Genomic DNA, 26414 nt, shown 5'->3' with positions numbered 1-26414 from the left:
ACGGAGCGTCTCGCGGATGAGCGCGCCGCCCTGGGGGGCGGCGCGCCTCCGTGACACCTTCCTGGACTACGCCCGCCGGATCTGGAAGAAGGGGGGCGAAGACGACCTGTTCTTTCTCGCCGGCGGGGTGGCGTACAACATCCTCCTCGCCGGCGTGCCGTTTTTCCTGCTGCTGATCGCCGGCATCGGCTACGTGCTCAACAAGCCGGAGGCCGACTCCACCCGCGACGTGGTTGAGTTCCTCAGCCGCCTGCTCCCGGTGGGCAATGGCGACGGCACGAACTTTCTCGACCCGATCCTGCGCGATGTCGTGCGCACGCGGGGGCGTGTGGGCCTGCTGTCCGCCGCCTTCTTCGTCTGGTTCTCGACGCGGCTCTTCGGCACGCTGCGCAGCGTGCTGCAGCGCGTCTTCGCCCTGGGGCACGGGCGGGGCATCGTCGTCGGGAAGCTCTACGACGTGGGCTACACCCTCGTCTCGTCGGCGCTCTTCGTGGCCTACCTCGCCCTCTCGGCCTATCTGGCGATCATGGGCGAGCGCGGCACCGCCATCCTGCACGAGATCGGGGTGGACGCCTCGGTGATGGGCGGCCTGGAGTACTTCGTCGGGCGCGTGCTCGCCTTCAGCGTCGTCGTCACGATCTTCTTCAGCATCTACAAGTTCATTCCGGCGGGCCACGTGCCGTGGAAGCAGGCGTTCGTGGCGTCGATGACGACGGGCGTGCTGTTCGAGCTGGCGCGCAACATCTTTGTGCTGGCGGTGCAGCGCTTCAATCCCGCGTCGCTCTACACGGGGACGCTGGGCGCGCTCGTGATCGTCGTCTTCTGGGTGTACTACTCGGCGCTGCTCTTCGTCATCGGCGGAGAGGTGGCGCATGTCTACGGCGTGCGCCGGCGCTGGCACCGGCACGAGGCCATGGAGGGATAGTGATCGACCTGCGCAGTGATACCGTCACCAGGCCCACCGCGGCGATGCGCCGCGCGATGGCCGACGCCGAGGTGGGCGACGACGTCCTCGATGGCGATCCCACCGTGCTCGCGCTGCAGGAACGCGTCGCCGCGCTGCTGGGCAAGGAGCGCGCGCTGTTCGTCCCGACCGGGACGATGGGAAATGCCTGCGGCCTCTGGGTGCACGGCCGGCACGGCACCGAGGCGTACGCGCACGACGACTCGCACATCGTCAACTGGGAGATCGCCGGGCTCGCCGGGCTGCGCGGGGTGCAGCCGCGGATGGTGCGCGGCGCGCCGGTGATGACGCTCGAGACGCTCAAGGCGGCGGTGCGCACCCCCAGCAAGCACGCGCCCGTCGCCAGCGTCGTCTGCTTCGAGAACACGCACAACGGCGCGGGCGGGATGGTGACGCCGCTCGCCGACCTGCGCGCCATGGCCGACTTCGCCCGCGGCACGCTGAAGCTCCCCATCCACATGGACGGCGCGCGACTGTGGAACGCGTCCGTGGCCACGGGCACCTCGCTCGCGGACTTCGCCGCCTGCGCCGACACCGTGATGGTGTCGTTCTCCAAGGGACTCGGCGCGCCGCTGGGCGCGTGCGTCGTGGGCTCGGCGGCGCACATCGACGAGGCGTTCGTGGCCCGCAAGCGCCTCGGCGGCGGGATGCGGCAGAGCGGCATCGTGGCGGCCGCGGCGCTGCACGGGCTGGAGCATCATCTGGAACGGCTCGCCGAGGACCACGCGAACGCCCGGCGGATCGCGGCGATCATCGCCGACGGTGTGAAGGACGTGCAGGTGGTGCCGCCCGACACGAACATCGTGATGGTGGACTTGCCGGCGCGGCTCGATGCCGGCGTCGTGACGGCGCGGGCGAAGGAACTGGGCGTGCTGGTCTCGGCGTGGCATGCCAAGCGGGTGCGCATCGTGCTGCACCTGGACGCGTCGGCGGCGCAGGTGGAGGAGGCCGGGCGGGCGATGGTGCGGGCGCTCGCGTAGGCGGCGGCGGAGGGGTAGGTTCTCGAACAGAAGACGAATGAGGATCTGGAATTCGGAACGGGATTGAGGATTCCGATTGCGGATGGCGATGGGCGATTGTGAGGCGGATGCCGTCGATGGCATTCGCACGCGGATTGCGATCGTGAATCGAAGTCCGCAATCGTAATCCGAATTCGGAATCCGGATTCCAAATCCTGAATCGCTATAGAAACCGGCCCTCACTCGGAGTCTGCCATGTCCGTCTCCCGCCGTCATTTCGTCTCCGCCCTCGGACTCGGGGGGGCCGGCCTGCTGGCGCCGCCGTTCGTTGGCGGCCGTGGTCATGAAGCCCGGCTCGCGGAGTGGCTGGCCGCACCGGCCGCCCCGACCGGGCTGATTCGCCTCGACAGCAACGAGAATCCGAACGGGCCGGGCGCGAAGGCCTTCGACGCGCTGCGCGCGATGTTTGGCGAGGCAAACCGCTACCCGGACGCTCCCGACGATGCCCTGGTCGCCGCAATCGCCAGGGAGCATGGCGTCTCGGAGGAGAACGTGGTCCTCGGCTGCGGCTCCAGCGAGATCCTGCGGATGTGCGTGGAGGCGTTCGTGAGCACGGCGCAGCATCTTGTGAGCGCCTCGCCGACGTTCGAATTGCCGGCCAACTTCGCCCGCACGATGGGACGTCCGGTGGTCTCGGTGCCGGTGGATGCCAAGCTGCGGCTCGACCTCGAGGGGATGGCCAGCAAGGCCGGTGGAGCGGGGCTCATCTTCTTCTGCAACCCCAACAACCCGACGGCGACCGTGCACGGCGACGCGGCGGTGCGCGAGTGGGTGGCGCATGTGCGCCGCGAATCGCCGGCGACGCACATCCTGATCGACGAGGCCTACCACGAATACGTGGACGATCCGTCGTACAAGTCGGCGGTGCCCCTGGCGATCGCCGATCCGAACATCATCGTGTCGCGCACCTTCTCGAAGGTGTTCGGCATGGCCGGCCTGCGCGCCGGGTACGCGATCGTGCATCGGGACACCGCCCGCAAGCTGCAGGGGTGGCGGCTCGGCTCCGGCGTCAACGTGCTGGCGCTCGGGGCGGCGACGGCCACCGTGAGCGACCGGGAGCACATCGCGCTCGAGCAGAAGCGGAACCGCGACGCCAAGGCGTTCACGCGCGCCTTCTTCGAGAAGGCCGGATACGAGGTTGGCGTCAGCGAGACCAACTTCCTGATGATCGACCTGCGCCGCGACATGCGCCCCGTGCGCGAGGCGTGCCGGCGCGAAGGCATCGCCGTGGGGCGGCCGTTCCCGCCGCTGACCAACTGGCTGCGCATCTCCATCGGGACGATGGACGAGATGCAGAAGGCGGCGGAGGTGTTCCGGAAGGTGCTGGCGTAACGACGACTTAGGATATGGAATCCGGAACGGGATGCAGGATTGCGAATGGGGACTGCGACCTGCGATCGTAAGTCGCAATCCGTATTCGAGTTCCTCGATCCCGTTCCGGATTTCCAATCCTCAGTCGTAGTTGTACCCGCCTCGCCCCGCCGTTAACTTAGGTATGCTTCAGGCCCCGATGGTCGCGGGCCCGCCAACTCCGCCAGGGCCGAAAGGCAGCAACGGTACGTGGTGTCCCACGTTGCATCGTCAGGCCTGGAGCACTCTCGCGGGGACTCACCGTTTGGTGAGCCCCGCGAGTTCGTTTACGACCGGGGATTCTCGATCCTAGGTCGTGCTGTTGATCCACTCCGCCCCCGCCGCGAACGCCTCCGTCAGCGCCTGGCGGTCGTGCCGCTCCACCGCACCGCGCAGCGCACCGAGCTGCGCCAGGCAGGTGTCGAGCGCGTCGAGTACGGGGACGGCATTGTCGTCGAAGATTGGCCCCCACATGTCGGCCGACGATGCCGCCATCCGCGTCATCTCGCGGCCGCCACCGCCGAGCCGTCGGCGGGCGATGGCCCGGGACGAGAGCGTCCCCGCCAGGGCGAGGGAGAGGAGCTGGGGGAGGTGACTGCTGAAGGCCATCTCCGCATCGTGCAGCGCGGCGTCACGCTCGGCCGGCTTGGCGCCCACGGCGCGCCAGAGCGCGCGGGCGCGCCGCCAGGCGCTGGTGCTGGTCTTCGGGGTGCGGCAGAGGTCTACGCGTGCCCCTGCGAAAAGACCCCTCCGCGAGGCGAGCCAGCCGGCGCGGTGATCGCCGGTCATCGGGTGGCTCCCCACGAAGTTGGCTGACAATCCGAGCGCCGCCGCACTCTGCATGATGCGTCGCTTGGTGCTTCCGACGTCGGTGATGAGCGCGGCGTGATGCACCGCGTCTCCGGCCTGCTCGAGCAGCCGGGGCACGGCATCCACCGGCACGGCCAGAATCACGGTGTCGGCCTCGCGCAGGGCGCGGAGGCCGCGGTCGATCACGCGCGAGATCACCCCGGCGCGCTGCGCGTGCCGCGTGGCGTTCGTATCGACATCGAAGCCCCACACGTCGGCGCCCCGCTCCGAGAGGTCGCGAGCCAGGGAACCGCCGATCAGGCCAAGGCCGAGGATCGCGACGGGACCCGTCACCTCTGCCCGACGCGCGGTCACGGGGCGTCGTCCTGCTGTGCGCGCCGGCACATCGCGACCACCGGCCAGAAAATGTCGCGCACGGCTTCCTCGGGGAGGCCGGCCTGCCGCGCATGGCGCGCCGCCGCGGCAACCACCTGTGCCTCGCGCCGCGGATCGAGCGTGGCAAGGCCGGCGGCGCGCTTCTCCGCGCCGATGCGGCGCGCGAGTTCCATGCGCTGGTGCAGCAGATCAATCAACTCGGCGTCCAGCGTGCTGAGTTCGGCGCGCAATTTCGCAAGCGCGGGCGCGGTCTTGGCGGCGGGGGTCATCAGGCGACCCTCGTCTTGCGGCGATCCGGCGCGAGCGTCCGGCCGGCCGCCTCGGCGAAGAGGGCGAGCGACTGCATCATCGCGCCGAAGGCGTCGAGCGTGAGTGACTGCTCCCCGTCGGACATCGCCTCGCCGGGGCGCGGATGCACCTCGACGATCAGTCCGTCGGCGCCGGCCGCGATGGCGGCGAACGCCAGCGGCGCCACGAGGTCGGCCCGCCCGGCGGCGTGCGACGGGTCGACGATCACCGGGAGGTGCGTCTCGCGCTTCAGCACCGGAATGGCGGCCACGTCGAGCGTGTTGCGCGTCGCCGTCTCGTAGGTGCGGATCCCGCGTTCGCACAGCACCACCAGCTCATTGCCGCGCGCCATGATGTGCTCGGCGGCGAGCAGCAGTTCCGTGATCGTCCCCGACAGGCCGCGCTTGAGCAGCACGGGACGCCGCACGCGCCCCACCTCTGCGAGCAACGCGTAGTTCTGCATGTTGCGCGCGCCGATCTGCAGCATGTCGGCGTGCTCGGCCACGAGGTCCACGTGGCGGGGATCCATGACTTCCGTCACCACCGGGAGGCCGGTGGCCGCGCGCGCCTCGGCGAGCAGCGCGAGCCCCTGTACACCCAGCCCCTGGAACGCCCACGGCGACGTGCGCGGCTTGAAGGCGCCGCCGCGCAGCATCGCCGCGCCGCGGTCGCGCACGCCGATGGCGGTCTCGACCAGCATCTCGGCGTTCTCCACCGAGCAGGGCCCGGCGGCAACCACCACGCGCCGCCCGCCGAGGGCCGTGCCGGCCGCGTCACCCAGGGGGACGAGCGTCGGCTCCGCCTTGAATCCGCGTGAGGCCAGCCGGTACGGGGTGCGCACCGGCACGACGGATTCCACGCCCGGCCAGCGGCGCACCGCCCCGGCGTCCAGTGCGGAGGTGTCGCCAATGCACCCCACGACGACGCGGTCGGTGCCGCGTGACACGTGCGTACGCACTCCGCGTTCCTCGAGGTGTTCGCGCAGTTCGTCGAGCGTGTGCTGCGGGATGCCAGCTTCGGTAATGATGATCACAGGATCTCCGGGGAAACAGAAAAGGCCCGTGGACATGTCCACGGGCCTGGTGTGAGCGAGGTGTTGGTGTCAGCTATGCGCGAACGCCTACCCCCGCGGCCCGTGAGAGGCTGCGAAAGTAGAAGTAATAGTAGGCGCGGGCGCTGAGCATGGTCACGGACGGTAACTGGACCCGGGGCGCCAAGTCAAGGGGTGGCCGGGGATTCGGACGCGGAATTTGCGCGGCCCAGAGCGCCAGCAGCCCTCCAGGAAGCGCGGGGACCGCGCGCTGTTCCCGCCTCGGGCCGCTCCCGTGCCGGAAGGGCGTGACCGCCCGCGTCAACCGTCTACCGTCCACCGTCTACCGTCTGCAGTTTTATCCCATGTCCCTCGCCCTCGCCCGAAAGTACCGCCCCAAGTCGTTCGCGGCGGTGGCCGTGCAGACGCACGTCGCGGGGACGCTCAAGGGCGCGATCGCCCGTGGCCGGGTGGCCCACGGCTACCTGCTGTGCGGGCCGCGAGGCACCGGCAAGACGACGCTTGCCCGCGTGCTCGCGATGGCGCTCAACTGCGAGCAGAAGCGCGAGGACGGCGAGCCCTGCGGGGCGTGCCCCAGCTGCACGCGCATCTGGAGCGGCAACGCGTCGCTCGACGTGGTGGAGATCGATGCCGCGTCGAACCGCGGCGTGGACGATGCCCGCGACCTTCGCGAACGGGCGCAGTATGCGCCCACCGGGGACGACCGGTACAAGGTCTACATCGTGGACGAGGCGCACATGCTCACGCGCGAGGCGTGGAATGCGCTCCTGAAGGTGCTGGAGGAGCCGCCGCCGCGCGTCGTGTTTGTCTTCGCCACCACGGAACCGCAGAAGATCGCGCAGGCCGCCGCACCGGTCCTGAGCCGGCTGCAGCGCTTCGACCTCAAGCGCATCGGCCCCGCCGACGTGCGCGAGCGCCTCGCGGCGATTCTGGCCGAGGAGCAGGTGCAGGCGGAGCCCGAGGCGCTGGCGATGCTGGCCCGCGCCGCCGACGGCTCCATGCGCGACGCCCTCTCCCTGACGGACCAGGTGCTCGCCTGGGGCGACGGCACGCTCACGCCGCAGCGCGTGCGCGATGCGCTGGGGCTGGTCCCCGAGGACGAGACGCTGGCGCTCTTCGACCTCGTGCTCGACCGCCGCGCGGGCGACGTGTTTGCGACCGTCGGGCGGCTGGCCGACCACGGCGTCGACTTCAACGTCCTGCTCGCCGACTTCAGCGACCTGCTGCGCGCGCAGCTCGCGCTCTCCCTGGGCGGCACGCCGCCGGAGATCAGCGACCGGCTGCGCCACGAGCTGGGGGCGCGCGCGGAGCGCGTGCGCGCGGCGGACCTGGTGCGGATGCTCACCATGCTGGTGGAGCTCGAGCCGCACTTCCGGCGCTCGTCGCAGCAGCAGCTGCTGTTCGAGACACTGCTCGTGCGTTTCGCCTTGCTCGACCGGACGGTGGATCTCGAGTCGGTGCTCAAGGGCATGATGCCCACGCCGCCGGGCGCCCCATCCGGGGGCGGGACGTCATCGCCCGCGCGCCGCGAACCGGTTCGCGGCGACGCCGCGCGCGAGGGTCCCCCGCGACAGGCGGCTCCCGTCGTGCGCGAAGGCGCACCGCCGCGGCTGCGCGACGCGGTGCCGGCCGCACCGTCGGCCGCGCTCGAGGCGCCAGCGGCGAAGTCAGCCCTCGAGACACCGCCGGCAAAGTCGGCCGCGCATTCCGTGGCGTCCGCGCCGCCGGCCGCCGACGTGGCGACGCCGGCCGCGACCCTACCGGCCGAGATCAACCGGCTGGCGGAGTTCTGGGACGAAATCGTGGACGTGGTGCGCCGCGGCGGACGCGGCACCCTGGCGTCGATGCTCGATCACGCGACGCCGCAGGCCGTGTCGGGGTCGGGCGTCATCACGCTCGCGGTGGATACCGAGGCGCACGGCGACGCCATCACGCAGGGGGCGGAATACGTGCTGGCGGCACTGCGCACCCGATTCACCGGCGTGGAGCGCCTGACGGTGAAGGCGCAGCAGGCGGCACCCATGGAGCGCCTCACCGAGGAGAGCATCCTGGCGCGGCGCGTCGCCCAGCTGCGCAAGCGCGATGCGGTGCTCGACGCCGCCATCGAGGCGCTGGATCTTCGTCTCCTTCCGTAGCGAACCATGGACCTCAAGAATCTCGTCGCCCAAGCGCAGCAGATGCAGCAGCGCGCCCAGCAGGTGGATGAGGCGCTGCTCAAGCTCACGGTCGCCGGCTCGGCCGGCGGCGGCATGGTGGTGGTCGAGGCGGACGGCAAGGGGAACGTGAAGAAGGTGCGCATCGATCCCACCGTGGTGAATCCCGCCGACGTCGAAATGCTCGAGGATCTCATCACGGTCGCGACGACCGACGCGCAGAAGAAGGCCGCCGAGGCGGCGCAGCGCGAGATGCGCGCGTTGATGGGCGGCCTCAATCTGCCATTCAACCTTCCGTTCTGACGTGTCGGCCATCGACGACCTCGTCGCCGAGCTGTCGCGGCTCCCCACGATCGGGCGCAAGTCGGCGCTGCGGCTGACGTATCACCTGCTCAAGCAGCCGGCCGAGCAGTCGCGCCGGCTGGCCGACGCGCTCGTGACGCTGGCGGAGAAAGTCCATCCGTGTCCCCGCTGCTTCAACCTGACGGAGGCCGAACTCTGCGCCATCTGCGCGGATCCCCGCCGGGATGCGGCGCTGATCTGCGTGGTCGAGGAGGCGTCAGACATCGGCGCGATTGAACGGTCGGGGGAGTTCCGCGGCACGTATCACGTGCTGGGCGGCCGGCTGGCGCCCATCGACGGCGTCGGCCCGGACGACCTCGCTATCGCGCCGCTCGTCGCCCGGGTAAGCGCGGGCGGCGTGCGCGAGGTGATCCTGGCGACCAACGCCAAGCTGGAAGGTGAGGCGACGGCCCTGTACCTGCAGCAGCAACTGGCGCCGACCGGCGTGGCGCTGAGCCGGATTGCGCGCGGCCTGCCCGTGGGCGGGGACCTGGAATACGCGGACGGAGTGACGATCGCGCAGGCGATTACGGCGCGACGGGCGCTTTAGCGGAACGGGGAGGGGGTAGAGGCCAAGCGAGGGGGGACGAGGCGTGGAACGAGAAGGGAGTTCCTCGGCGCGTCCAGCGGCCTCCCTCCTCGTTCCGACTCCCATATTCCCTCGCCGAGCCGCTACCCCCTCCCCGTTCCGCTTCTCCACCCCGTCCCCCTGTCCTCCTCAGGCGTTTCTGTCCATCTTTTACCCTTACTCCAGCCCTCCGCCATGCCCGTTGGTGCCGCCAGTTGGTCCTTTACGGAAGACGACTTCGGGGCGATCACGCATACGCTCCAGAAGTTCCTCTTTGACAGCAACGCCCGGTGCGCGCTCCTCGTGGACCGCACGGGGCAGCTGGTCGCGACCGTGGGGGAACAGCCCAACTTCGACCCGACGGCGTTTGCCACGCTGACCGCGGCGGATTTCAGCGCCAACGACCAGCTGGCGCGGCTGATTGGCGAATCGGACTTCAACTCGCTGTTCCATCAGGGCGAGAAGGAGTCCATGTACCTGGCGGACGTGGCCCGCCGCGTCATTCTGGTCACGCTTTTCGACAACCGCACGACGCTCGGCCTCGTGCGGCTCAAGATGAAGGAAACCGTGGGTGAACTTACGCGTTTATTCGAGGCGGTCTTCTCGCGTGGCAGCAGTGGCCAGCCGCAGCAACCCCACCTTCTCGCCGGCGCAGACGACGAGATCGACCAGCTGTTCAGCTAGGAGAGAACGGTCATGTCGATGATCAACTACGCCTCGCGCGAGATCAACTGCAAGATCGTCTACTATGGCCCCGGTCTCGGCGGCAAGACGACGAATCTCGAGCACGTCTACGGCAAGGTGAAGCCCGACACCCGCGGCAAGCTGATTTCGCTCGCCACGGAAACCGAGCGCACCCTGTTCTTCGATTTCCTGCCGGTGGACCTCGGCACCATTCGCGGCTTCAAGACCCGGTTCCACCTGTACACGGTGCCCGGCCAGGTCTACTACAACGCCTCGCGCAAGCTGATCCTCAAGGGCGTCGATGGCATCGTCTTTGTGGCGGATTCACAGCTCGAGCGCATGGAAGCGAATCAGGAGGCCATGCAGAACCTGTACGACAACATGGCCGAGTACGGGTACGACCTGACGAAGATGCCGTTCGTCATCCAGTACAACAAACGCGACCTGCCCAACGCCGCCCCGCTCGCGGACCTGCAAGCCGCACTCAATCCGGGCTGGGAAGTCGTCGATCCGGCCCGCCAACGCGTGACTCCCGATCCATTCCATCCGACCGAGAACCTCATCGAGCAGTTGCCGACGGGCGAGTGGATCGAACACGCGACGTACTTCGAGGCGGTCGCGGTGACGGGCGATGGCGTCTTCGACACCCTGAAGGCCGTTTCGAAGCTCGTCCTCAAGGCGCTCGCCTGAGCGCCGGCGCAGGGCCGTGAATCTCCCGAACTGGATCACCGTCGGGCGCATGGCGCTCACGCCGCTCGTTGCCTGGCTGCCGTTCATTCACTCGGCGACCCTGCGCGGGCTCGCGTTCGTGCTCTTCCTGGTCCTGGCAATCTCGGACCACTATGACGGCAAGCTGGCGCGGGAGCGCAACGAGATCACCAATCTTGGCCGTCTGCTCGACCCGCTCGCCGACAAGATCTTCCTGCTGGCCGTGTTCATTCCGATGTACCTGCTGCAGGCGCCGCGCGGTGAGTGGCTGGTGCGCCTGCTGCCGCGTGCGGCGGAAGGTTCGAGCTACGCCTTCATCACCTGGGGCGGGCTGTCGGTGCCGTTCCCGTGGTGGGTGCTCGTGATCATCCTCGGCCGCGAGGTCGCGATGACCTGGTTTCGTCAGGCGGCCAATGCGAAGGGCGTGGTGATCGCCGCCATCGGGCCCGGGAAGGCGAAGGCCATCTTCCAGTTCATCTGGGTGGGCGCCGCCTATTTCTGGTTCGCGTTCCGCACGTACGTCGAGGAGCACGGCTTCGTCCATTTTGCGCTCGATCAGGTGGCGTTCTTCGCCGGTACGGTGGGAACGCTTTCGATGGCCGTCGCCATTCTGCTCACGGTGTGGAGTTTCGCGGTGTATTTGCGGCGCTATGGGAAGGTGCTGCGATAGTCGGAACTCAGCAGGCGGTCGACGGCGACTGGCGGATGGCAGACGGCGGATGAAACCATGCTGATTGAAGTCGTCACCATCGGCGACGAACTCCTCCTCGGGTACACCATCGACACCAATGGTGCCTGGCTGGCGCGCGAACTGGCGCAGCACGGCATCCTCGTGGCGCGCCGCACCTCGGTGGGCGACGGCGCCGACGAAATTGCGTCGGGCGTCGGCGGCGCGCTGGAGCGCACGGGCGCCGTGATCACTACCGGCGGACTCGGGCCGACCAGCGACGACCTGACCAAGCCGTCCATCGCGCAACTGTTCGGCCGCGAGATGTACGAAGACGCGGACGTCGTCGCGTCGCTTCGCCAGCGGTGGGCGTCACTTGGCCGCAAGGGGGAGATCCCGCAGAGCAACCTGCAGCAGGCGCTCATTCCGCACGGGGCGGTGATCCTCGCCAACGGACACGGCACCGCGCCGGGGATCTGGCTCGAGGATACGCGCGGGCGCTGGGTCGCCATGCTGCCGGGCGTGCCGCGCGAGATGCGTGGCATGTTCACCGATCAGCTCCTCCCGCGCCTGGTGCAGCGCCTCACGGGACCGCCCACGGTGGTCCGCTCGCACACGATCCGCACCACGGGCATCGCCGAGAGCGCATTGTCCGATCGCATTCGCGGCATCGCGGGGCTCGAGCTCGAGGGATTGGGACTCGCATATCTCCCGGGATGGGAAGGGGTGGACCTGCGCCTGACCGCGCGCCGCATGGCCGCCGCCGACGCCGACGCGAAGCTGGCGCGCGTCGCCGCCGTGCTGCGCGAGGCGGCGGGCGAGCACGTGTACGGCGAAGGGAACGAAGACCTCGCGGCTGCCGTGCTCGCCGAACTTCGCCTGGCGGGGAAGCGCATCGCGGTGGCCGAGAGCTGCACGGGAGGACTGCTCGGCGCACGACTGACGGCGATTCCGGGATCCAGTGACGTGATGCTCGGCGGGATCATCGCCTACCACAACGACGTCAAGGTGCGCGCCCTCGGCGTGCGGCCCGAGACGCTGCAGGCGCACGGCGCGGTGAGCGAGGAGACGGCGCGGGAGATGGCCGCCGGCGCGCGGCGGGCGCTGGGGGCGGAGGTGGGCGTGTCGATCACCGGCATCGCCGGCCCCGACGGCGGCACGCCGGAGAAGCCCGTCGGGACTGTCTGCATTGCGGCCGACGTGCACGGGACGGTGAAGAGCTTCCGGGCGATCATGATTGGCGATCGTCAGGAAATCCGTCAGCGGAGCGCCCAGTCAGCGCTCAGCCTGGTCCGACGGTCGCTGCGGGGCAGCGCCTAGCCGGCTTTCGACCCGCATCAGGCGCTGCGGCATGGCAGCCTCCCTTTCGAAACGTCTGTGCGGCCACCTCCGTAGGTCTCAATAACCGCCATTTCGACAGAAAATTCGTGGCTCGCCGGTTGCACTGGGGGTCAGCGAACCGTGAAATTCACAGTGGCACACCGCGTCGCGCGACGCGGTGCGCCGTCCTGCCCCAATACTGAGCCGATGACCGATCCCAAAACCACGCCCGACCTCGATCCGGGCTCGCCGGTCGCTGACGAGGCCTCCAACGAGGCCGCCGATGCCGTCGAGTCTGCCGATGCTGCATTCGGTGCCGAAGGCGAGGCGCCGACGGATGCGACCAGCGCCGCGTTGCGCGACGCCGAGCGTCAGCTGGCCGAGCAGAAGGACAAGTACGTTCGACTCCTCGCCGAGTTCGACAACTTCCGCCGGCGGAGCGGGAAGGAACGGCTGGAAGCCGAGTCGAAGGGAATGGGGGCGCTGATCGCGGGGCTGCTCGACTCGCTTGACGACATGGGACGCGTGGCGCACTTCGATCCGGCCACGACGCCGGCGCAGTCCATCGTCGACGGCGTGCTGCTGGTGGAGAAGAAGGTGCTCAAGTCACTCGCCGGCCACGGACTCGTCGTCGTGAATCCGGAGGGTGAGAAGTTCGATCCGTCGGTGCACGAGGCGCTCACCGCGATTCCGGCGGCGCTCCCCGAAGAGGACGAGCTCGTCGCGCAGGTCTATCAGGTGGGCTACACGTTCAACGGCCAACTGCTGCGCCCGGCGCGCGTGGTCGTCAAGCAATGGCACGGCTGATCCGCTGATGGCCCACAGCAAGGACTTCTACGCCGTCCTCGGGGTCGCCGAAAAGGCGACCGCCGACGAGATCAAGAAGGCGTATCGCCGCCTGGCGAAGCAGCATCACCCCGACACGAACAAGGGGGATCCCAGGTCGGCCGAGCGCTTCAAGGAGATCTCGGAGGCGTACAACGTCCTGGGCGACGTGAAGAAGCGTGCGCAGTACGACGAGATGCGGCGCCTCGGCGCATTCGGCGACTTCGTGCGGCGCCCGGGCGGCGGCGCCACGGGTGGCTTCCGCAGCTCGGGCCCGCGCCCCGGCGCTCGCTCCGGCGCGGGGACGCCACCCAAGTTCGAGGAGTTCGACGTCGGTGGGTTCGGCGGACTCGGCGACCTGTTCAGCTCGATGTTCGGCGGCGGTGCGCAGCGTCCGAAGGCGAGCGAACCCGAGCGGGGCCAGAGCATCGAGACGACGCTGGAAGTGCCGTTCCGCGTCGCGGTGATGGGCGGCAAGATCCCCGTGGAACTCGAGGTGAACGAGGAGTGCAGCACGTGCGGCGGCAGCGGCGCGGCCAAGGGCGCCCGCATCAGCGCCTGCCCCGAATGCGGCGGCCGCGGCTCCATCTCGTTCGGCCAGGGCGGCTTCGCCGTGAACCGCCCCTGCCCGATGTGCCTGGGCAAGGGATCGGTGGCCAGCGAGAAGTGCTCTGCGTGCGCCGGTCAGGGGGAGAAGCGCGAACGCAAGAAGGTCTTGATCACGGTGCCGCCGGGCACCGACACCGACGCCAAGATCCGGCTGAAGGGACAGGGCGGGCGCGGCGTACGCGGCGGTCCGCCCGGCGACCTGGTGATCACCTTCAAGGTGGAACCCGACAAGTTCTACTCGCGGGATGGGCTCGACCTCATCGCGCATGTGCCGGTGAACGTCGCGCAGGCCACGCTCGGCTCGAAGGTGAGCGTCAAGACGCTCGACGACAAGAAGGTGACCATCGCGATTCCCGCCGGGACGCCGTCGAGCAAGCGCTTCCGCGTGCGCGGCCAGGGAATCGAGAAGGATGGGAAGAAGGGCGACCTGCTGGTCGAAGTGCGCGTGGATGCGCCGGCCGATCTGAGCGATGAGGCGCGCGCCGCGATGGCGGCGTTTGCCCGCGAGGCGGGGCTGAAGTACTAGTTAACCCCTGCGGCCCCCTCCCCGCGATTCCCACCCGGAGGTGCACTTGCGCGTCTTCTTTCTCGCCATCCTGGCGCTCGTTGCGTTGGATGCGACACCGGTCATGCTTGGCGCGCAGCAGGCATCGAGCGTGCGCGTCGCGCAGTTCGCATCCGCCGCCCTGGACGGCGGCGCGTACGCGAGATCGCAGGTGCCGGTTGCGGGGAAAAAGAGCGCTGTAGCTGCCGGTCTGCTGAGTCTCGGGCTGCCGGGCGTCGGCTCATTCTATGCAGGCAATCGGCGCCACGGGTGGCGCCATCTGGCGATTCACAGTGTGTCCATAGCAGTCGTGGCCGCGAGCTGCCTTCCCGGCCTCGACAACTGCAACGGCGTTGGAGGCATTGCCGCCTGGGCGTTTCTGGGAAACCTCGTCTGGGCGCCGATCACAGCAGTGCGCGATGCACACGCGGCGAACGCCAGGCGTCGGTAACCACGTAGCGTTCGCGAAGCGTTACGCGATGAACCCGCCGCCCAGCACGCGCGTGCCGTCGTAGAGCACCGCGCTCTGCCCGGGCGTGATGGCGGAAACCGGCGCGTGCAGCGTGACGGACACCGCGTCGCCCGTGATGGCGTCAATGACGGCGGGCGCCAGCGCCGCGCGATGCCGCACGCGCACCTGCACTTCGTCGCCCGCGCGCGGTGGAGAGTCCACTAGCCAGTTGATGCCGCTCGCCGAGAGATGCGTGCCCAGCAGGTCCTCGCGCGGCCCGACCACCACCTCGCGCGTTTCGGGGCGGAGCGCGATGACATACAGCGGATCGGCGGAGCCGCCCGGGAGTCCACGCCGCTGGCCGATAGTGTAGCGTGCAAATCCCTCGTGCTCGCCGAGCACCTCACCCGTGGTCGTCACGATGCGCCCCGGTGAGAGGGCGGGGGCACCGTCGCCGAGTTCGCGCCGGAGGATCTGCACGTAGTCGCCGTCCGGGACGAAACAGATCTCCTGGCTCTCTGGTTTGTCGGCCACACGCGGCAGCTGCAGATCGCGCGCGACCGCGCGCGTTTCCGCCTTCGTCATCTCGCCGACGGGGAGGAGCAGCCGCGGCACCACGTCGCGCCGGATCCCCCACAGGAAGTACGTCTGGTCCTTGTTGTCATCGGTGCCGCGATGCAGCTCACCGGCGATGGCGCGGGCGTAGTGACCCGTGGCCACATACTCCGCGCCGATGCCGTCCGCCTTGGCGACGAGGTCGCTGAACTTGGTGAAGGTGTTGCAGCGCACGCACGGAATGGGCGTGCGGCCGCGCGCGTACTCGGCGACGAAATCGGCAATCACGTCGCGGCCGAAGTGGTCCACCATGTTGAGCACGTAGTGCGGAATGCCGAGCTGCTCGGCCACGCGCCGCGCATCGCTGGTGGCGTCGAGCGAGCAGCACGGACGGTCGGGGAGTTCGGCGCCGTCCTCGAACAGCTTCATCGTGACGCCGACGACGTCGTACCCCTGGCGCACGAGGAGCGCCGCGGCGACCGAACTGTCGACACCGCCCGACATGGCCACGAGTACGCGCGCCTTAGCGGTCATCGGCCATCTGCCATCTGCCATCACTCCCCCACACGCTAGAACCTCCCCGACATAGCGCGTGCCGACTTGACCGCCTCGGGGAAGAGCTCGGCGACGCGGTCAATCTGCGAGTCGTCGGTGAGCTTGCCCAGGCTCATCCGGACGGCGGACGCACCGAGCTCGGGCGGCAGGCCCATGGCGCTCAGCACGTGCGACGGCGTGACGCTTCCACTCTGGCAGGCCGAGCCGCTCGAGGTGGCGACCCCCTTCAAGTCGAGCGCCATCAGCATCGACTCGCTGTCGGTGCCGGGGATGGAGACGTGCAGGATGTGCGGCACGCGGGGGGCGCCACGCCCGTGCACGACGAGGTCGGGGAGGCGCGAGGCGAGCAGCGACTCCAGCCGGTCGCGCAGCGCGCGCAGGCGTGCCACCTCCGCGTCCCGCTCCTTGAGGGTGAGTTCCATCGCGGTGGCGAGCGCCACGGCCATCGGCGTGTTCTCCGTGCCCGGGCGGCGCCCGCGATCGTGCGACCCGCCGAAGAAGAGCGGGGCGAGCGCGGTGCCGCGGCGAACAAAGACCGCGCCGATGCTCTTGGGTGCCCCGAACTTGTGCCCGCTCACCGAGAGGAAGTCGCACGGGAGCGTCCGCACGTCCACGTCGAGCTTGCCGAAAGCCTGCACGGCGTCGGTGTGGAAGATCGCGCCGGCCTCCTTGGCAAGGGCGGCGAGTTCGGCGACGGGCTGGATGACACCCGTCTCGTTGTTGACCCACATCACGGTGACCATCGCGACATCGGCGCGGATGTGACGCCGCGCGGAATCGAGATTCACGACCCCCGTGGGGTCGATGGCCAGCAGCCGTTCGTCGCCGCCCTCGCGCCTGGCCTGATGCACCGATTCGAGCACCGCCTTGTGCTCGATGGGGGTGCTGACGATGCCGGGGCGGCCGTCACCCTGCTGCACGCGCCAGCCGCCCAGCACCGCGATGTTGTCAGCTTCCGTGCCACCAGAGGTCAGGCAGATCTCGTCGGGCTGTGCGCCCAGGCAGGCGGCGATGCGCTCGCGCGCGGCGTCGGTGGCCGCGCGCGCCTCACGTCCCCAGCGATGCGCGCTCGACGAGTTGCCGAACTTCGCGCTGAAGTACGGCAGCATCGCCTCGAGCACCTCGGGGCGCACCGGCGTCGTGGCTGCGTGGTCGAGATAGATGGGGGGCGTGGGCATGGACGAAATATAACGGGGGCTACTTGTCGCCCAGCACCTTGATGATGACCCGCTTCTTCCGCTGGCCGTCCCACTCGCCGTAGAAGACGCGCTGCCAGGGGCCGAGGTCGAGTTCGCCGGCCGTGATGGGGACAATCACCTCGTGCCCAATGGTCAGCGAGCGCAGGTGCGCGGCGGCGTTCTCCTCGCCAGTGTCGTTGTGGCGGTACCGCGACGGGTCCCACGGCGCGATGGTGTGCTCAAGCCAGTGCAGGATGTCGTGCCAGAGTCCCGACTCGTGATCGTTGACGAAGACCGACGCGGAGATGTGCATGGCCGACACGAGCACGAAGCCCTCGCGAACGCCGCTCCGCTGCACCTGCTCGGCGACCTCGTCGGTGATGTCGATGATTTCCTGCGCGCGCGTGGTGTTGAACCACAAGTAGTGGGTGTGGGCAGTCATGCGGCAATCATGTGAAGGCGGGCGGGGCGGGGCAATAGCCCTCGCGGGATCTCTGGCGCCCGAAGCGGTAGCGGCCGACGAGTTTGATGGCACGTGGAACGCGATCCACGCAAACAGCCCCGCCCGTGATGAACGGGCGGGGCTTCCTGCCGCGCGGCGGCGCGGCGCGCTTACTGAAACGGCGGGCCTACTTCTTGAGCGCCCCGACGACCGAGTCCACCGCGGCCAGATAGGCATTCACCAGCGGCCGGCGCGCCGTGAAGATGATCTCGGCGCCGCTCCCCGTGATGAACTTCACCTGCACGTCCTCCTTGGCCTTGCGCAGCGGCTCGTCCGGAATGCGCGCGCCCACGGTGGAGGTGGGCGCGCACTTGCCGTTCAGGCAGTTCTGGTCGTCGCGGAGGCTGGAGATCTGCAGCGGGCGATTGAGCCCCTTGGCATCCGCGGCATCGCTGATGGCGGGATACGCGCTGTTGACCCAGAGCCGGTGATAGCGGTCAGGCGAGCCGTTGCGCTTGACGAAGGTCCGCAGGCCATACTGCGGTTCCATCGCGCTCCAGGCGACAATCTCCACAATGGAGGCCTTCTCGAAGTCGCGAACCTGGATGACGACGCCGCCCTGCGGCGCCTCGTGTCCGGCGCTGGGACGGGCCGCGACGGCCAGGGCGCCAACGGCGCCGATCAGGGCAAGTCCGCGCCAGACGGCGCGGCGGGAGAGCGAATTGAAACGCATGGTCAGGTGTCCGAAGAGGTTTGGCGCAGGACCGCCCGCACCGGCGCGGCATCGAGTCCGCCGAGTTTCACCGGTGCGGCCATGAGATCGTACGATCCCGCGGCGGGAATGGAAAGGTCAAGATTTTCCAGAATGAACGCGCCACCGCCGAAGATGGCGTGGTGAACGTCGAGCGTCTTCGATTCACGCACGTCGACGCTCGGACAATCCACGCCGACGAGTCGCAGCCCGTCGGCGGTCAGCGATTGTACGCACGCGGCGGTGAGCGCCGGCCACGACTCCGGAAATCCGCCGCGTGCAATGGACTGCCCGGTCTTGAGCAGCAGCCGCGCCGGCGTGGTCACGAGCCCTGCGGCGCGCAGCGTGTCGCGGTCGAGTTCGCCGGCGAGGTGTGATACGTCGACGACGACCGCCGGGCCGATGAATGCGTCGAGCGGCAGCTGGTCGCTCGGCGCGCCGTCATCGTGCACGTGCAGCGGTGCGTCGGCGTGCGTACCGACATGCGGGCTGGTGGTGAGGGCCGAGAGATTGACGCTCGCCCCATCGGCCATCCGCCACGTCCACCCACACGAAAACGGGGTGTCCCCCGGCCACTCCGGGGTACCGGGCGCCAGTGTCGTGGAGATGTCAATGAGGCGTTCGCGTCGCACTTGGTAGTCTGTTGTTTCTCTGTTGTCTCTCTGTTGTCTCTCTGTTGTTTCTCTTCAGAAGGTCTCTACTTGCAGGTCCATCACATCGTCCACTCTCATGGTCTCCTGCGTCCAGAACGGCTCGCCGTACGCGCAACGGATCAGGGAGCCATAGTGCGCCGACTGATGCCGGATGACGTCAGCAAGGGGCGCTCCTGTTGGATACACCTCGCCGGCCTGAATGACTCCCTCGAACTGCGATTCGTAGCAGGCGACGGCCCGCAGTTTCGTCTCGAAGTCGGCCGAGATGTCCACGACGAAGGTTGGCTTCACGTGGTCTTCGCGAAACGTGATGGCGTGCAGCAGCTTGCGCGGGCGGTGCGGCTCCGAGTGCGCGTCCACCTTCCGGATGCCGGCGAGAAAGCAGCCGTCGCGAATCATCTGCGCGGCGATGCGGTGGTCGGGGTGCCGTCCCCTGGGCGCCGGGGCAATCACCACCTGTGGACGGAGCCGACGGATCACCCGCGCGATGAGCATGCGCGTGTCGGGAGTGTTCTCGAGGTGCGAGTCGGGGAGCCCCAGGTTCTCGCGCACTGCGACGCCCAGCACCTGCGCGGCCTTCGCCGCTTCCGCGGCGCGAATCTCCGTCGATCCGCGCGTCCCCATCTCGCCGCGCGTCAGGTCAATGATCGCCGTGCGGTGCCCCGCGCGCGCGAGCTTGGCCAGCGTACCCCCGCAGAGGAGCTCGGCATCGTCGGGATGGGGCGCGAAGGCGAGGACGGCGACCGTGGACATGCGTTGAGAGGTGCTGGAGGAAAAGATGGCGGCTGGCAGATGGCGGATGGCGGACGGCGGACGGCGGACGGCGGACGAGTCGCGGCGAGAGGCGACCGGAGCGCCGATGATATAAGCTACAGTCGGCACTGACGCTTCACATCTGCCCTCTGCCATCCGCCATCCGCCATCACCCTCCCCCACCCATGCATTCGATCTCAACAGAGCGTGCCCCCATCCCCGCCGGCCACTACTCGCAGGCCATCGTCCACCATGGCTGCGTGTACGTCGCCGGCCAGCTTCCCATCGTCCCGGGGCAGAAGGAGCACCGGGTCGGCAGCATCGAGGAGCAGGCCGCGCAGGTCTTCGCCAACATCCAGGCCGTCCTGCAGGCCGCGGGGAGCGACCTGAATCGCATGCTGCAGGTCACGGTGTACATCTCCGATATGGATCTGTGGGGGCGCTTCAACGCCGCGTACATCAAGGTGATGGGCGATCACAAACCGGCGCGCGCCGTGGTGCCGGTGAACGCGTTGCACTACGGCTACCAGGTCGAGGTGCAGGTGATCGCCGCGCTCAACGAGTGAGCGTGATGGGCGCCTGGCGCGATCAGGTCGTCGTCCTCACCGGGGCCTCGCTCGGTATCGGCGCGGAGACGGCGCGCGTGCTCGCCGCCCACGGGGCGCGGCTCGTCCTCTGCGGGCGTGACGTCCAGCGACTCGACCACGTCGCCGCGGCGTGCCGCAAGGAGGGGGCGGAGGTCGAGGACGTCATCGTCGATGTCACCGTGGAGGCAGAGTGCCGGGCGCTGATCGATCGCGCGGTATCGCGTTTCGGCCGGGTCGATACGCTCGTTTGCAACGCCGGACAGGCGATGTGGGCACGCGCCGAGGAAGTGCAGGACTCGAGCGTGTACGAACGGCTGCTCCGCGTGAACTATCTGGGCGCGGTGTACTGTGCGCTCGCCGCCCTGCCGCACCTGCGCGCGACGCGCGGACGGCTGGTCGTGGTGTCGAGCCTCGCCGGCAAGACCGGCGTGCCGATGCGCTCCGGCTACGCGGCGGCGAAGGCGGCGCTCAACGGTTTCTTCGACTCGCTGCGCATCGAGCTGATGGGGTCGGGGGTCTCGGTGACCATCGTCTGTCCCGGCTTCGTCGCCACGGGGTCACGGGCGCGCAACCTGGGCGCCGACGGCGCGCCGCTCGGGCGCAGCCCGGTGAATGAGGCGGCGATGATGAGCGTCGCCGACTGCACGCGGCAGTTGCTCGACGCCGCCGAGCATCGCGATCGCGAGCTGGTGATGACCGGGCGCGCGCGGCTCGGGATGTGGCTCAAGCTGCTCTTTCCATCGCTGGTGGATCGGATGGCGGTTAAGGCGATGGAGAGGGGACGCTAGACTCGGGTGCCGGGGCACAGGCACGGTGAGGTGCAGGGTGTCGTGCACGGGAACGGAATAGCGAAGCGGGCCACGGACTGCTCCGTGGCCCGCTGTTCGTCACGTCGCGCTGGTTAGCGGGGCGGACGCTGGCCGCCACCCATGGGCGGCATGCTGGCGAGGTTCTTCTCGAAGATCGCCTTCTGCTCGGCGGTGAGGACCGCCTTGATGGCGTCGTTCCGCTTGGTGGAGATGGCCATCATCTTGGCACGGAGCTCGTCGCTCGGCGGGCCGCCGGCGGCCTGCATTTCCTCGCGAAGTTTCATCGACTCAGCGCGGCTGGACGCCGAAATGGAATCGACCTTGGCCTGCTGCTCGGCGGTCAGGGTGATCCCTTCCATCAAGCGCGCCATCTGATTCGGACGTCCCTGGCCGCCGCCCGGGGGTCCGCCCTGCGCCATCGCAGTCGTGGCCGTCAGCACAATCGCGGCTGCGGCGAGAAACCGAATCACCTTCATCCTGCCTCCGAGTGGTTCTCCCCGGCGCCGATCGCCGGGGAATCACCGTGAGTACGCCTGGCGCCGCCACGGCGTTAGCGCGGCCCGTGGTCCCTGGCGGGCGCCGTGGCTCTGCCGCGTACCGTCCGTTCCCACCGCAAGGCCGTTGCGGCTGGCGGTGAAACCCCGCGGCGGCAAACATTGTAGTATGGGGGCCGCCGCGGTGACCAACCGAGCGGCCCCGCCCGTTTCCACCTGAACCCAACTGCCCTCATGCGCGCCTACGCCACCGCTGTGGCCCTCACGTTCGCCATCGCGGCCAGCGCCGCTGACGCCCAGCAGCTTCCCGTGAAACGCCAGGCCAAGCCCACACGGCCGGCCATCACGGCGGAAGACCTGATGTCCCGCCTCTACGTGTACTCGGACGATTCGCTGGCCGGGCGCGCCGCCGGCACGCCGTACCACGACAAGGCCACCGAGATCCTCGCCGGCTGGGCCAAGCAGATCGGTCTCAAGCCGATGGGCGACAGCGGCACGTTCTTCCAGTCTGTGCCGCTGCTGCGGCGCGCCTGGGTGACGTCACCCGTGGTGGTCGGGGAGCGGACTTTCACGTACCTGAAGGACTACGGTGTCTTCGCGCAGTGGGGGACGAAGCCGTTCGATGGCGCCGACGTGATCTTCGGCGGCCTGCTGGGTGACACGGCCGTGCATCTCACCGCCGACCAGACCAAGGGGAAGGTGATCGTCTTTGGCTTCACTCCGGAGCTGGCCGCCAAGGGGCTGCAGGTGCAGTTCACCTCGGCGCTGATGTCGCGGCCCGTTGGTGGCGCGGCGGCCATCGTCCTTCCGCTCCTCGATGACGCGCCGTCGGCCATCCGCGGCTACTTCATGCAAGGCGAGATGGTCACGCCGCCGTCCGGCGGCCCGCAAATGACGATGCCGCCCGTGATCGTGGCCTCCAACGCCATGACCGAGGCGCTCGCCGGTGGACCGCTCGCCACCGTGAAGTGGGGGACGGCGACCGTCCGCTACACGGGGAAGATCGAACTGCGGGACTCGCCGACGGCGAGCCGCAACGTCGTTGCCCTGCTTGAAGGGAGCGACCCGGTGCTCAAGAACCAGTACGTGGCCATCGGGGCGCACAGCGATCACGTCGGCACGCGGCCGGGGAGCGTGGACCACGACTCGCTGCGCGCGTACAACATCGAGGTCGAGCGCATCAAGGCGGGGCTCAGCGACGGCGCATCGCCGGCCCCGGCGCAGCTGGCGGCGATCAAGGTGAATGTGGATTCGATTCGGGTGATCCGCCGCTCGCGCGCCGACTCCATTGCCAACGGCGCCGACGACGACGGCTCAGGATCGGTGGCGGTGGCCGAGATCGCCGAAGCGTTCGCCGGAGACAAGGTGAGGCCGCGCCGCTCGATACTGTTCGTCTGGCACATGGGCGAGGAAATCGGCCTCGTGGGCTCGGACTGGTACACGCGGCATCCCACGGTGCCGCGCGACTCGATCGTTGCCCAGCTCAACATGGACATGGTGGGACGCGGCGCCGCCAGCGACCTCAAGGGCGGCGGCCCAACCTACCTGCAACTCGTCGGGACGCGCCGCCTCTCCACCGAGCTGGGCGACCTCGTCGAGACCGTCAACAAGATGCGGAAGACGCCCTTCACGTTCGATTACACCTTCGACGCGCCGGGCCATCCCGAGAACATCTACTGCCGCTCCGACCATGCCAGTTACGCGCGCTACGGCATCCCGGTGGCGTTCTTCACCACGGGGCTGCACGCCGATTATCACCAGGTGACCGACGAAGCGCAGTACATCGACTATCCCCACATGGCGTCGGTGACGCAGTTCGTGCACGACGTGGCGCTGGCGGTGGCGAACGCCGATCATCGGCCGGTGGTGGACAAGCCGAAGCCGGCATCGCCGAACGCGCCGTGCAAGCAGTAACGGCCAGCCACGAAACCTTTGCCACCGGTCAGCGTGTCAAACAGTCAGTGAACGTCCCATCCTGTCGCTTTTGACCAATGCGTAGCCTTCTTCTCGCCCTCTTCGTCGCCGCCTGCGGGCGCGACACCACCGAGCCGGCGCTCGGTGAGAATATCGACATGCGCCTAGGGACCAGTGTCCAAGTTCCCGGTGACACGCTGTCCGTGAAGTTCACCGACGTCACGGCCGATTCGCGCTGCCCCACGGGCGTTCAGTGTGTGTGGGCCGGCGAGGCCACGACCGTCTTTACCGTCGGCGGCAGCCAGCAGGTGACGCTGATCCTTGGAGCCGACGCCACCAAGGCGCGCGTGATCACGCACGGCAACCAGGTGACGCTGGTGGCGCTCAAGCCGTACCCGACCTCCACGGGACCGATCGTGAAGGGCGACTACACCGCCACCATTAAGATCACGAGCGCGAAGGACTAGCAGGCACCGCGGCTACTCGTATCGCAGCGCCTCGATGGGATCGAGCCGCGAGGCACGGCGCGCCGGAAGCACGCCGAAAATCAGGCCGATGGCAACGGAGACCGCCACCGCGATCAGCGTCAGCCCCCACGGTGGCGTGGCCTGGATGTTCAGGAGGAGCGTGGCGAGGGTGCCGGTGACGAGTCCCACGACAATCCCGGTGATCCCGCCCATCCCCGTCAGCGTCGCGGCCTCGATGAGGAACTGCATCTGGATGTCGCGGCGTGTGGCGCCCATCGCCTTGCGCACGCCGATCTCGCGGGTGCGGTCGGTGACCGAGACCATCATGATGGCCATCACGCCGATGCCGCCGACCATCAGCGCCACCGAGGCCAGGACGATCATCACGACGAAGAAGACGCCGGTGATGTTGTTGAAGACGTCGAGAATCTGGTCCTGCGTGATCATGTCGAACGTGTTGCCATCACCCGGCCGCAGCCGGCGCATCTCGCGCATCAGGACCGTCACGCCCTCCTGGGCCTCGGCCACCGTCACCCCGTCGCGCGGCCGAACGGCGATGAACATCATGTTCGTCTTGTCGATGTAGTAGGCGTGGTCGGCGAACCGGTACGGCACGATCGCCCCGGTCTCGGCGCCGGGGGGCGTGAAGATGTTCGCGGCCGCCTCGTAAAGTCCGATGACCTGCACGGGTTTGCCGGCGATCTGCATCGTCTTGCCGATCGGGTCGAGCCGTCCGAAGAGCCGCCGTGCGTGCGTCTCGAGGATGACGGCCACCGCTGCGCCCGCGCGCTGTTCGGACGGCGTGAACCATCGTCCCGCGCTGAGCTGGCCGCCCATGATCAGCGTGAACGACGCATCGGCGCCGTAGACGGTGGTGGGTTGCGTGCGCGTGCCCTGATAGTCGAGGCGTCCCATGATCTGGTTCCACGCCGCGGCGTATTGGATCTCGGGCAGCCGGTCGATCGCCATCGCCTCGGCCTCCGTCAGGTCGGGACGGATACGCACCCACTTGGGCAGGGCCTCAGGGTTCAGCGGCTGCTGGCTGAACACCTTCATCACGTAGAAGGTCGTCGGCCCCGCCAATTCGATGGTGTTCAGGATCTGCTCGCGCACGCCGCGCACGATGCTGGCCATCGTCATTACCGTCGCCACGCCGATGACGACGCCCAGCATCGTCAGTCCCGACCGCAGCTTGTTGGCGCGCAGGTTGTCGAACGCGATCGCCACGTTCTCGTCGAGCGTGGTGTGCTGGAGGAGGTGGTCGAGGAACATCCGCTACTCCTGTCGCATGGCGGTGATGGGATCGAGCAGGGCGGCCCGCCGCGCCGGATAGACCCCAAAGAGCACGCCCACGCCGGCGCCGAGGAGCAGCGCGACGCCCACCGACCAGCCGGTGATGCGGGCGGGGAGGGGCGAAACCGCGTCCACCAGCAGTGCGAAGAGCCAGCCGGCCAGCACGCCGAGCACGCCGCCCAGGCTCGACAGCGCAATGGCCTCCGCGAGGAACTGCCGCTCGATGTCGCGCGCGCGGGCGCCGAGTGCCTTGCGGATGCCGATCTCGCGCGTCCGCTCGCTGACGCTCATCAGCATGATGTTCATGATGACGATGCCGCCCACGACGATGCCGATGGCGACCATCGCCGGGATGATGCTGAAGAGCACGCGCGTGAGGTTCTTCCAGAACGCCACGAGCGCCTCCGCAGTCTCGACGGAGAAGTTGTTCTCCTGCCCCGGGCGCAGGTGCCGCGCGATGCGCAGCGCCTCCTCGGCGCGTGCCATGGCCGGCGCGACGTCGGCGGCGTTGTACATCTTGATGCTGATGGTGGAGGTCAGCCGCCGACCGTAGAGCGTCTCGTGGTATGAGACCGGCAGCAGGACGAACCCGTCAAACGACTGCCCCAGCACCTTCCCCTTGGGCGCGGCGACGCCGACGATCTCGCAGCGCTGGCCGGCGACGCGCACCGACTGTCCAACGGGGTCGAGGCTGAGCTTGCCGAAGAGCTTGTCGGCGATGTCGTGGCCGAGGACGCAGACCGGGCGCCGCTGGATGACGTCCACCTCCGAGATGCCGCGTCCCTTCTCGAACCGGTAGTCCTGCACCACCTGATACGGCGGCGTGATGCCGAAGACGAGCGCGTCGCCAATCTCCTGGTCGCGCCAGATGACGTCGCTCATGGGCGTCGGCCAGCCCGAGTTGAGCGCCACGGCCTCGGCGTCAGGAAGCGCGGCGCGCACGGCTTCGGCGTCGGCCGCGGTCACGCGCGGGCGGCGGCCCACGCGCTTCCACATCTCATCGTCGAACAGTCCCACCTGCAGGGGCGTGCGCCGCACCTGGAACGCGTTGGCGCCAATCACCGCCCCGGCGATGTTCTCCTTCACATACGCGTTCATCCCCTCGATGATCGCGACGACCGCGACGAGGAACGCCACCGAGACGATGATCCCCAGCAGCGTGAAGAACGAGCGCAGCTTGTTCGCGGCAATCTGCCCGAGCGCGGTCCCGACGACGTCGAAGGGACGCATGGGCG

Annotated in this window: 29 protein-coding genes and 1 other RNA gene; 18 read left to right on the top strand and 12 right to left on the bottom strand. The window is 68.7% G+C overall.

Annotation, left to right across the window (positions count from 1 at the left end):
- The first annotated feature begins 16 nt into the window (after positions 1-16).
- The 4 genes from VGJ96_09655 (at position 17) to ffs (ending at position 3578) form a co-directional block, all read left to right on the top strand.
- Positions 17-925, top strand: a complete 909-nt coding sequence (locus VGJ96_09655) for a YihY/virulence factor BrkB family protein (GenBank protein ID HEY3287365.1) — start codon at positions 17-19, stop codon at positions 923-925.
- Positions 925-1944 carry a GntG family PLP-dependent aldolase gene (locus VGJ96_09650; protein HEY3287364.1) on the top strand — a complete coding sequence of 340 codons (1020 nt, stop codon included), beginning with the start codon at positions 925-927 and terminating at the stop codon, positions 1942-1944. The genes VGJ96_09655 and VGJ96_09650 overlap by 1 nt, the downstream gene beginning before the upstream one ends.
- Positions 1945-2178: 234 nt before the next feature.
- Entirely contained in the window at positions 2179-3315 is a 1137-nt protein-coding gene (locus tag VGJ96_09645; GenBank protein HEY3287363.1) for an aminotransferase class I/II-fold pyridoxal phosphate-dependent enzyme, read from the top strand.
- A 167-nt stretch (positions 3316-3482) separates the two neighbouring features.
- Positions 3483-3578: signal recognition particle sRNA small type (gene ffs / locus VGJ96_09640), an RNA gene on the top strand.
- Positions 3579-3642: 64 nt separating this feature from the next.
- On the opposite strand, the gene VGJ96_09635 is transcribed toward ffs, so the two are convergent.
- From VGJ96_09635 to aroF, 3 genes are read right to left on the bottom strand one after another with little or no spacing between them, the layout of a single operon-like run.
- Positions 3643-4497 (bottom strand): prephenate dehydrogenase/arogenate dehydrogenase family protein, encoded by an 855-nt coding sequence (locus VGJ96_09635; protein ID HEY3287362.1) that lies wholly within the window; start codon positions 4495-4497, stop codon positions 3643-3645.
- Positions 4494-4787 (bottom strand): chorismate mutase, encoded by a 294-nt coding sequence (locus tag VGJ96_09630; GenBank protein ID HEY3287361.1) that lies wholly within the window; start codon positions 4785-4787, stop codon positions 4494-4496. The genes VGJ96_09635 and VGJ96_09630 overlap by 4 nt, the downstream gene beginning before the upstream one ends.
- Positions 4787-5839: a 3-deoxy-7-phosphoheptulonate synthase gene (gene aroF, locus VGJ96_09625; protein ID HEY3287360.1), complete on the bottom strand. Its 1053-nt coding sequence runs from the start codon at positions 5837-5839 to the stop codon at positions 4787-4789. The genes VGJ96_09630 and aroF overlap by 1 nt, the downstream gene beginning before the upstream one ends.
- A gap of 362 nt (positions 5840-6201) precedes the next feature.
- On the opposite strand from aroF, the gene dnaX reads away from it, so the two are divergent.
- From dnaX to VGJ96_09575, 10 genes are all read left to right on the top strand, one after another.
- Entirely contained in the window at positions 6202-7992 is a 1791-nt protein-coding gene (gene dnaX, locus VGJ96_09620; GenBank protein HEY3287359.1) for a DNA polymerase III subunit gamma/tau, read from the top strand.
- Positions 7993-7998: 6 nt separating this feature from the next.
- On the top strand, positions 7999-8313 hold the full coding sequence (locus VGJ96_09615) for a YbaB/EbfC family nucleoid-associated protein (protein ID HEY3287358.1): 315 nt from the start codon (positions 7999-8001) through the stop codon (positions 8311-8313).
- 1 nt (position 8314) lies between these two features.
- Complete coding sequence (recR, locus tag VGJ96_09610) at positions 8315-8902, top strand: recombination mediator RecR (protein HEY3287357.1); 588 nt, start codon at positions 8315-8317, stop codon at positions 8900-8902.
- Between the two features lie 213 nt (positions 8903-9115).
- Complete coding sequence (locus tag VGJ96_09605) at positions 9116-9604, top strand: roadblock/LC7 domain-containing protein (protein ID HEY3287356.1); 489 nt, start codon at positions 9116-9118, stop codon at positions 9602-9604.
- 12 nt (positions 9605-9616) lie between these two features.
- Entirely contained in the window at positions 9617-10294 is a 678-nt protein-coding gene (locus VGJ96_09600) for a GTPase domain-containing protein (protein ID HEY3287355.1), read from the top strand.
- A 16-nt stretch (positions 10295-10310) separates the two neighbouring features.
- Positions 10311-10982, top strand: a complete 672-nt coding sequence (locus VGJ96_09595; GenBank protein HEY3287354.1) for a CDP-alcohol phosphatidyltransferase family protein — start codon at positions 10311-10313, stop codon at positions 10980-10982.
- 57 nt (positions 10983-11039) lie between these two features.
- Positions 11040-12299: a competence/damage-inducible protein A gene (locus VGJ96_09590; GenBank protein ID HEY3287353.1), complete on the top strand. Its 1260-nt coding sequence runs from the start codon at positions 11040-11042 to the stop codon at positions 12297-12299.
- 207 nt (positions 12300-12506) lie between these two features.
- A complete protein-coding gene (locus VGJ96_09585) occupies positions 12507-13106 on the top strand; it encodes a nucleotide exchange factor GrpE (GenBank protein ID HEY3287352.1) in 600 nt (199 codons plus the stop codon).
- A gap of 7 nt (positions 13107-13113) precedes the next feature.
- On the top strand, positions 13114-14259 hold the full coding sequence (locus VGJ96_09580) for a J domain-containing protein (protein HEY3287351.1): 1146 nt from the start codon (positions 13114-13116) through the stop codon (positions 14257-14259).
- Positions 14260-14305: 46 nt separating this feature from the next.
- The gene (locus tag VGJ96_09575; GenBank protein HEY3287350.1) at positions 14306-14728 is read left to right on the top strand and encodes a hypothetical protein; all 423 of its coding nucleotides are present in this window, start codon (positions 14306-14308) and stop codon (positions 14726-14728) included.
- Positions 14729-14749: 21 nt separating this feature from the next.
- Here VGJ96_09575 and mnmA read toward each other — a convergent pair whose 3' ends face one another.
- The 6 genes from mnmA to bshB1 form a co-directional block, all read right to left on the bottom strand.
- Positions 14750-15817: a tRNA 2-thiouridine(34) synthase MnmA gene (mnmA, locus tag VGJ96_09570; protein ID HEY3287349.1), complete on the bottom strand. Its 1068-nt coding sequence runs from the start codon at positions 15815-15817 to the stop codon at positions 14750-14752.
- A 35-nt stretch (positions 15818-15852) separates the two neighbouring features.
- On the bottom strand, positions 15853-17016 hold the full coding sequence (locus VGJ96_09565) for a cysteine desulfurase family protein (GenBank protein HEY3287348.1): 1164 nt from the start codon (positions 17014-17016) through the stop codon (positions 15853-15855).
- 19 nt (positions 17017-17035) lie between these two features.
- Complete coding sequence (locus VGJ96_09560; GenBank protein HEY3287347.1) at positions 17036-17458, bottom strand: secondary thiamine-phosphate synthase enzyme YjbQ; 423 nt, start codon at positions 17456-17458, stop codon at positions 17036-17038.
- A 187-nt stretch (positions 17459-17645) separates the two neighbouring features.
- On the bottom strand, positions 17646-18191 hold the full coding sequence (locus VGJ96_09555) for a hypothetical protein (GenBank protein ID HEY3287346.1): 546 nt from the start codon (positions 18189-18191) through the stop codon (positions 17646-17648).
- A gap of 2 nt (positions 18192-18193) precedes the next feature.
- Entirely contained in the window at positions 18194-18841 is a 648-nt protein-coding gene (locus tag VGJ96_09550) for a cyclase family protein (GenBank protein ID HEY3287345.1), read from the bottom strand.
- 54 nt (positions 18842-18895) lie between these two features.
- A complete protein-coding gene (gene bshB1 / locus VGJ96_09545; protein ID HEY3287344.1) occupies positions 18896-19615 on the bottom strand; it encodes a bacillithiol biosynthesis deacetylase BshB1 in 720 nt (239 codons plus the stop codon).
- 185 nt (positions 19616-19800) lie between these two features.
- Here bshB1 and VGJ96_09540 point away from each other — a divergent pair, with 185 nt between their 5' ends.
- Together VGJ96_09540 and VGJ96_09535 are read left to right on the top strand one after the other, a co-directional pair.
- Complete coding sequence (locus VGJ96_09540; GenBank protein ID HEY3287343.1) at positions 19801-20181, top strand: Rid family detoxifying hydrolase; 381 nt, start codon at positions 19801-19803, stop codon at positions 20179-20181.
- Between the two features lie 5 nt (positions 20182-20186).
- Positions 20187-20990 carry an SDR family oxidoreductase gene (locus VGJ96_09535; protein HEY3287342.1) on the top strand — a complete coding sequence of 268 codons (804 nt, stop codon included), beginning with the start codon at positions 20187-20189 and terminating at the stop codon, positions 20988-20990.
- Between the two features lie 113 nt (positions 20991-21103).
- Here the strand turns inward: VGJ96_09535 and VGJ96_09530 are convergent, their stop codons facing one another.
- Positions 21104-21487 (bottom strand): Spy/CpxP family protein refolding chaperone, encoded by a 384-nt coding sequence (locus VGJ96_09530; protein HEY3287341.1) that lies wholly within the window; start codon positions 21485-21487, stop codon positions 21104-21106.
- Positions 21488-21739: 252 nt separating this feature from the next.
- On the opposite strand from VGJ96_09530, the gene VGJ96_09525 reads away from it, so the two are divergent.
- On the top strand, positions 21740-23419 hold the full coding sequence (locus VGJ96_09525; protein HEY3287340.1) for a M28 family peptidase: 1680 nt from the start codon (positions 21740-21742) through the stop codon (positions 23417-23419).
- Positions 23420-23496: 77 nt separating this feature from the next.
- The gene (locus tag VGJ96_09520; protein HEY3287339.1) at positions 23497-23886 is read left to right on the top strand and encodes a hypothetical protein; all 390 of its coding nucleotides are present in this window, start codon (positions 23497-23499) and stop codon (positions 23884-23886) included.
- Between the two features lie 12 nt (positions 23887-23898).
- Here the strand turns inward: VGJ96_09520 and VGJ96_09515 are convergent, their stop codons facing one another.
- Entirely contained in the window at positions 23899-25158 is a 1260-nt protein-coding gene (locus VGJ96_09515; protein ID HEY3287338.1) for an ABC transporter permease, read from the bottom strand.
- A 3-nt stretch (positions 25159-25161) separates the two neighbouring features.
- Entirely contained in the window at positions 25162-26409 is a 1248-nt protein-coding gene (locus tag VGJ96_09510) for an ABC transporter permease (protein ID HEY3287337.1), read from the bottom strand.
- Positions 26410-26414 lie beyond the last annotated feature (5 nt).

This window comes from Gemmatimonadaceae bacterium, from assembly GCA_036504815.1.
Taxonomy (GTDB): domain Bacteria; phylum Gemmatimonadota; class Gemmatimonadetes; order Gemmatimonadales; family Gemmatimonadaceae; genus PNKL01.
Note: the sequence above shows the minus strand (reverse complement) of the source record. Positions and strands in the feature narration are given on the sequence as shown.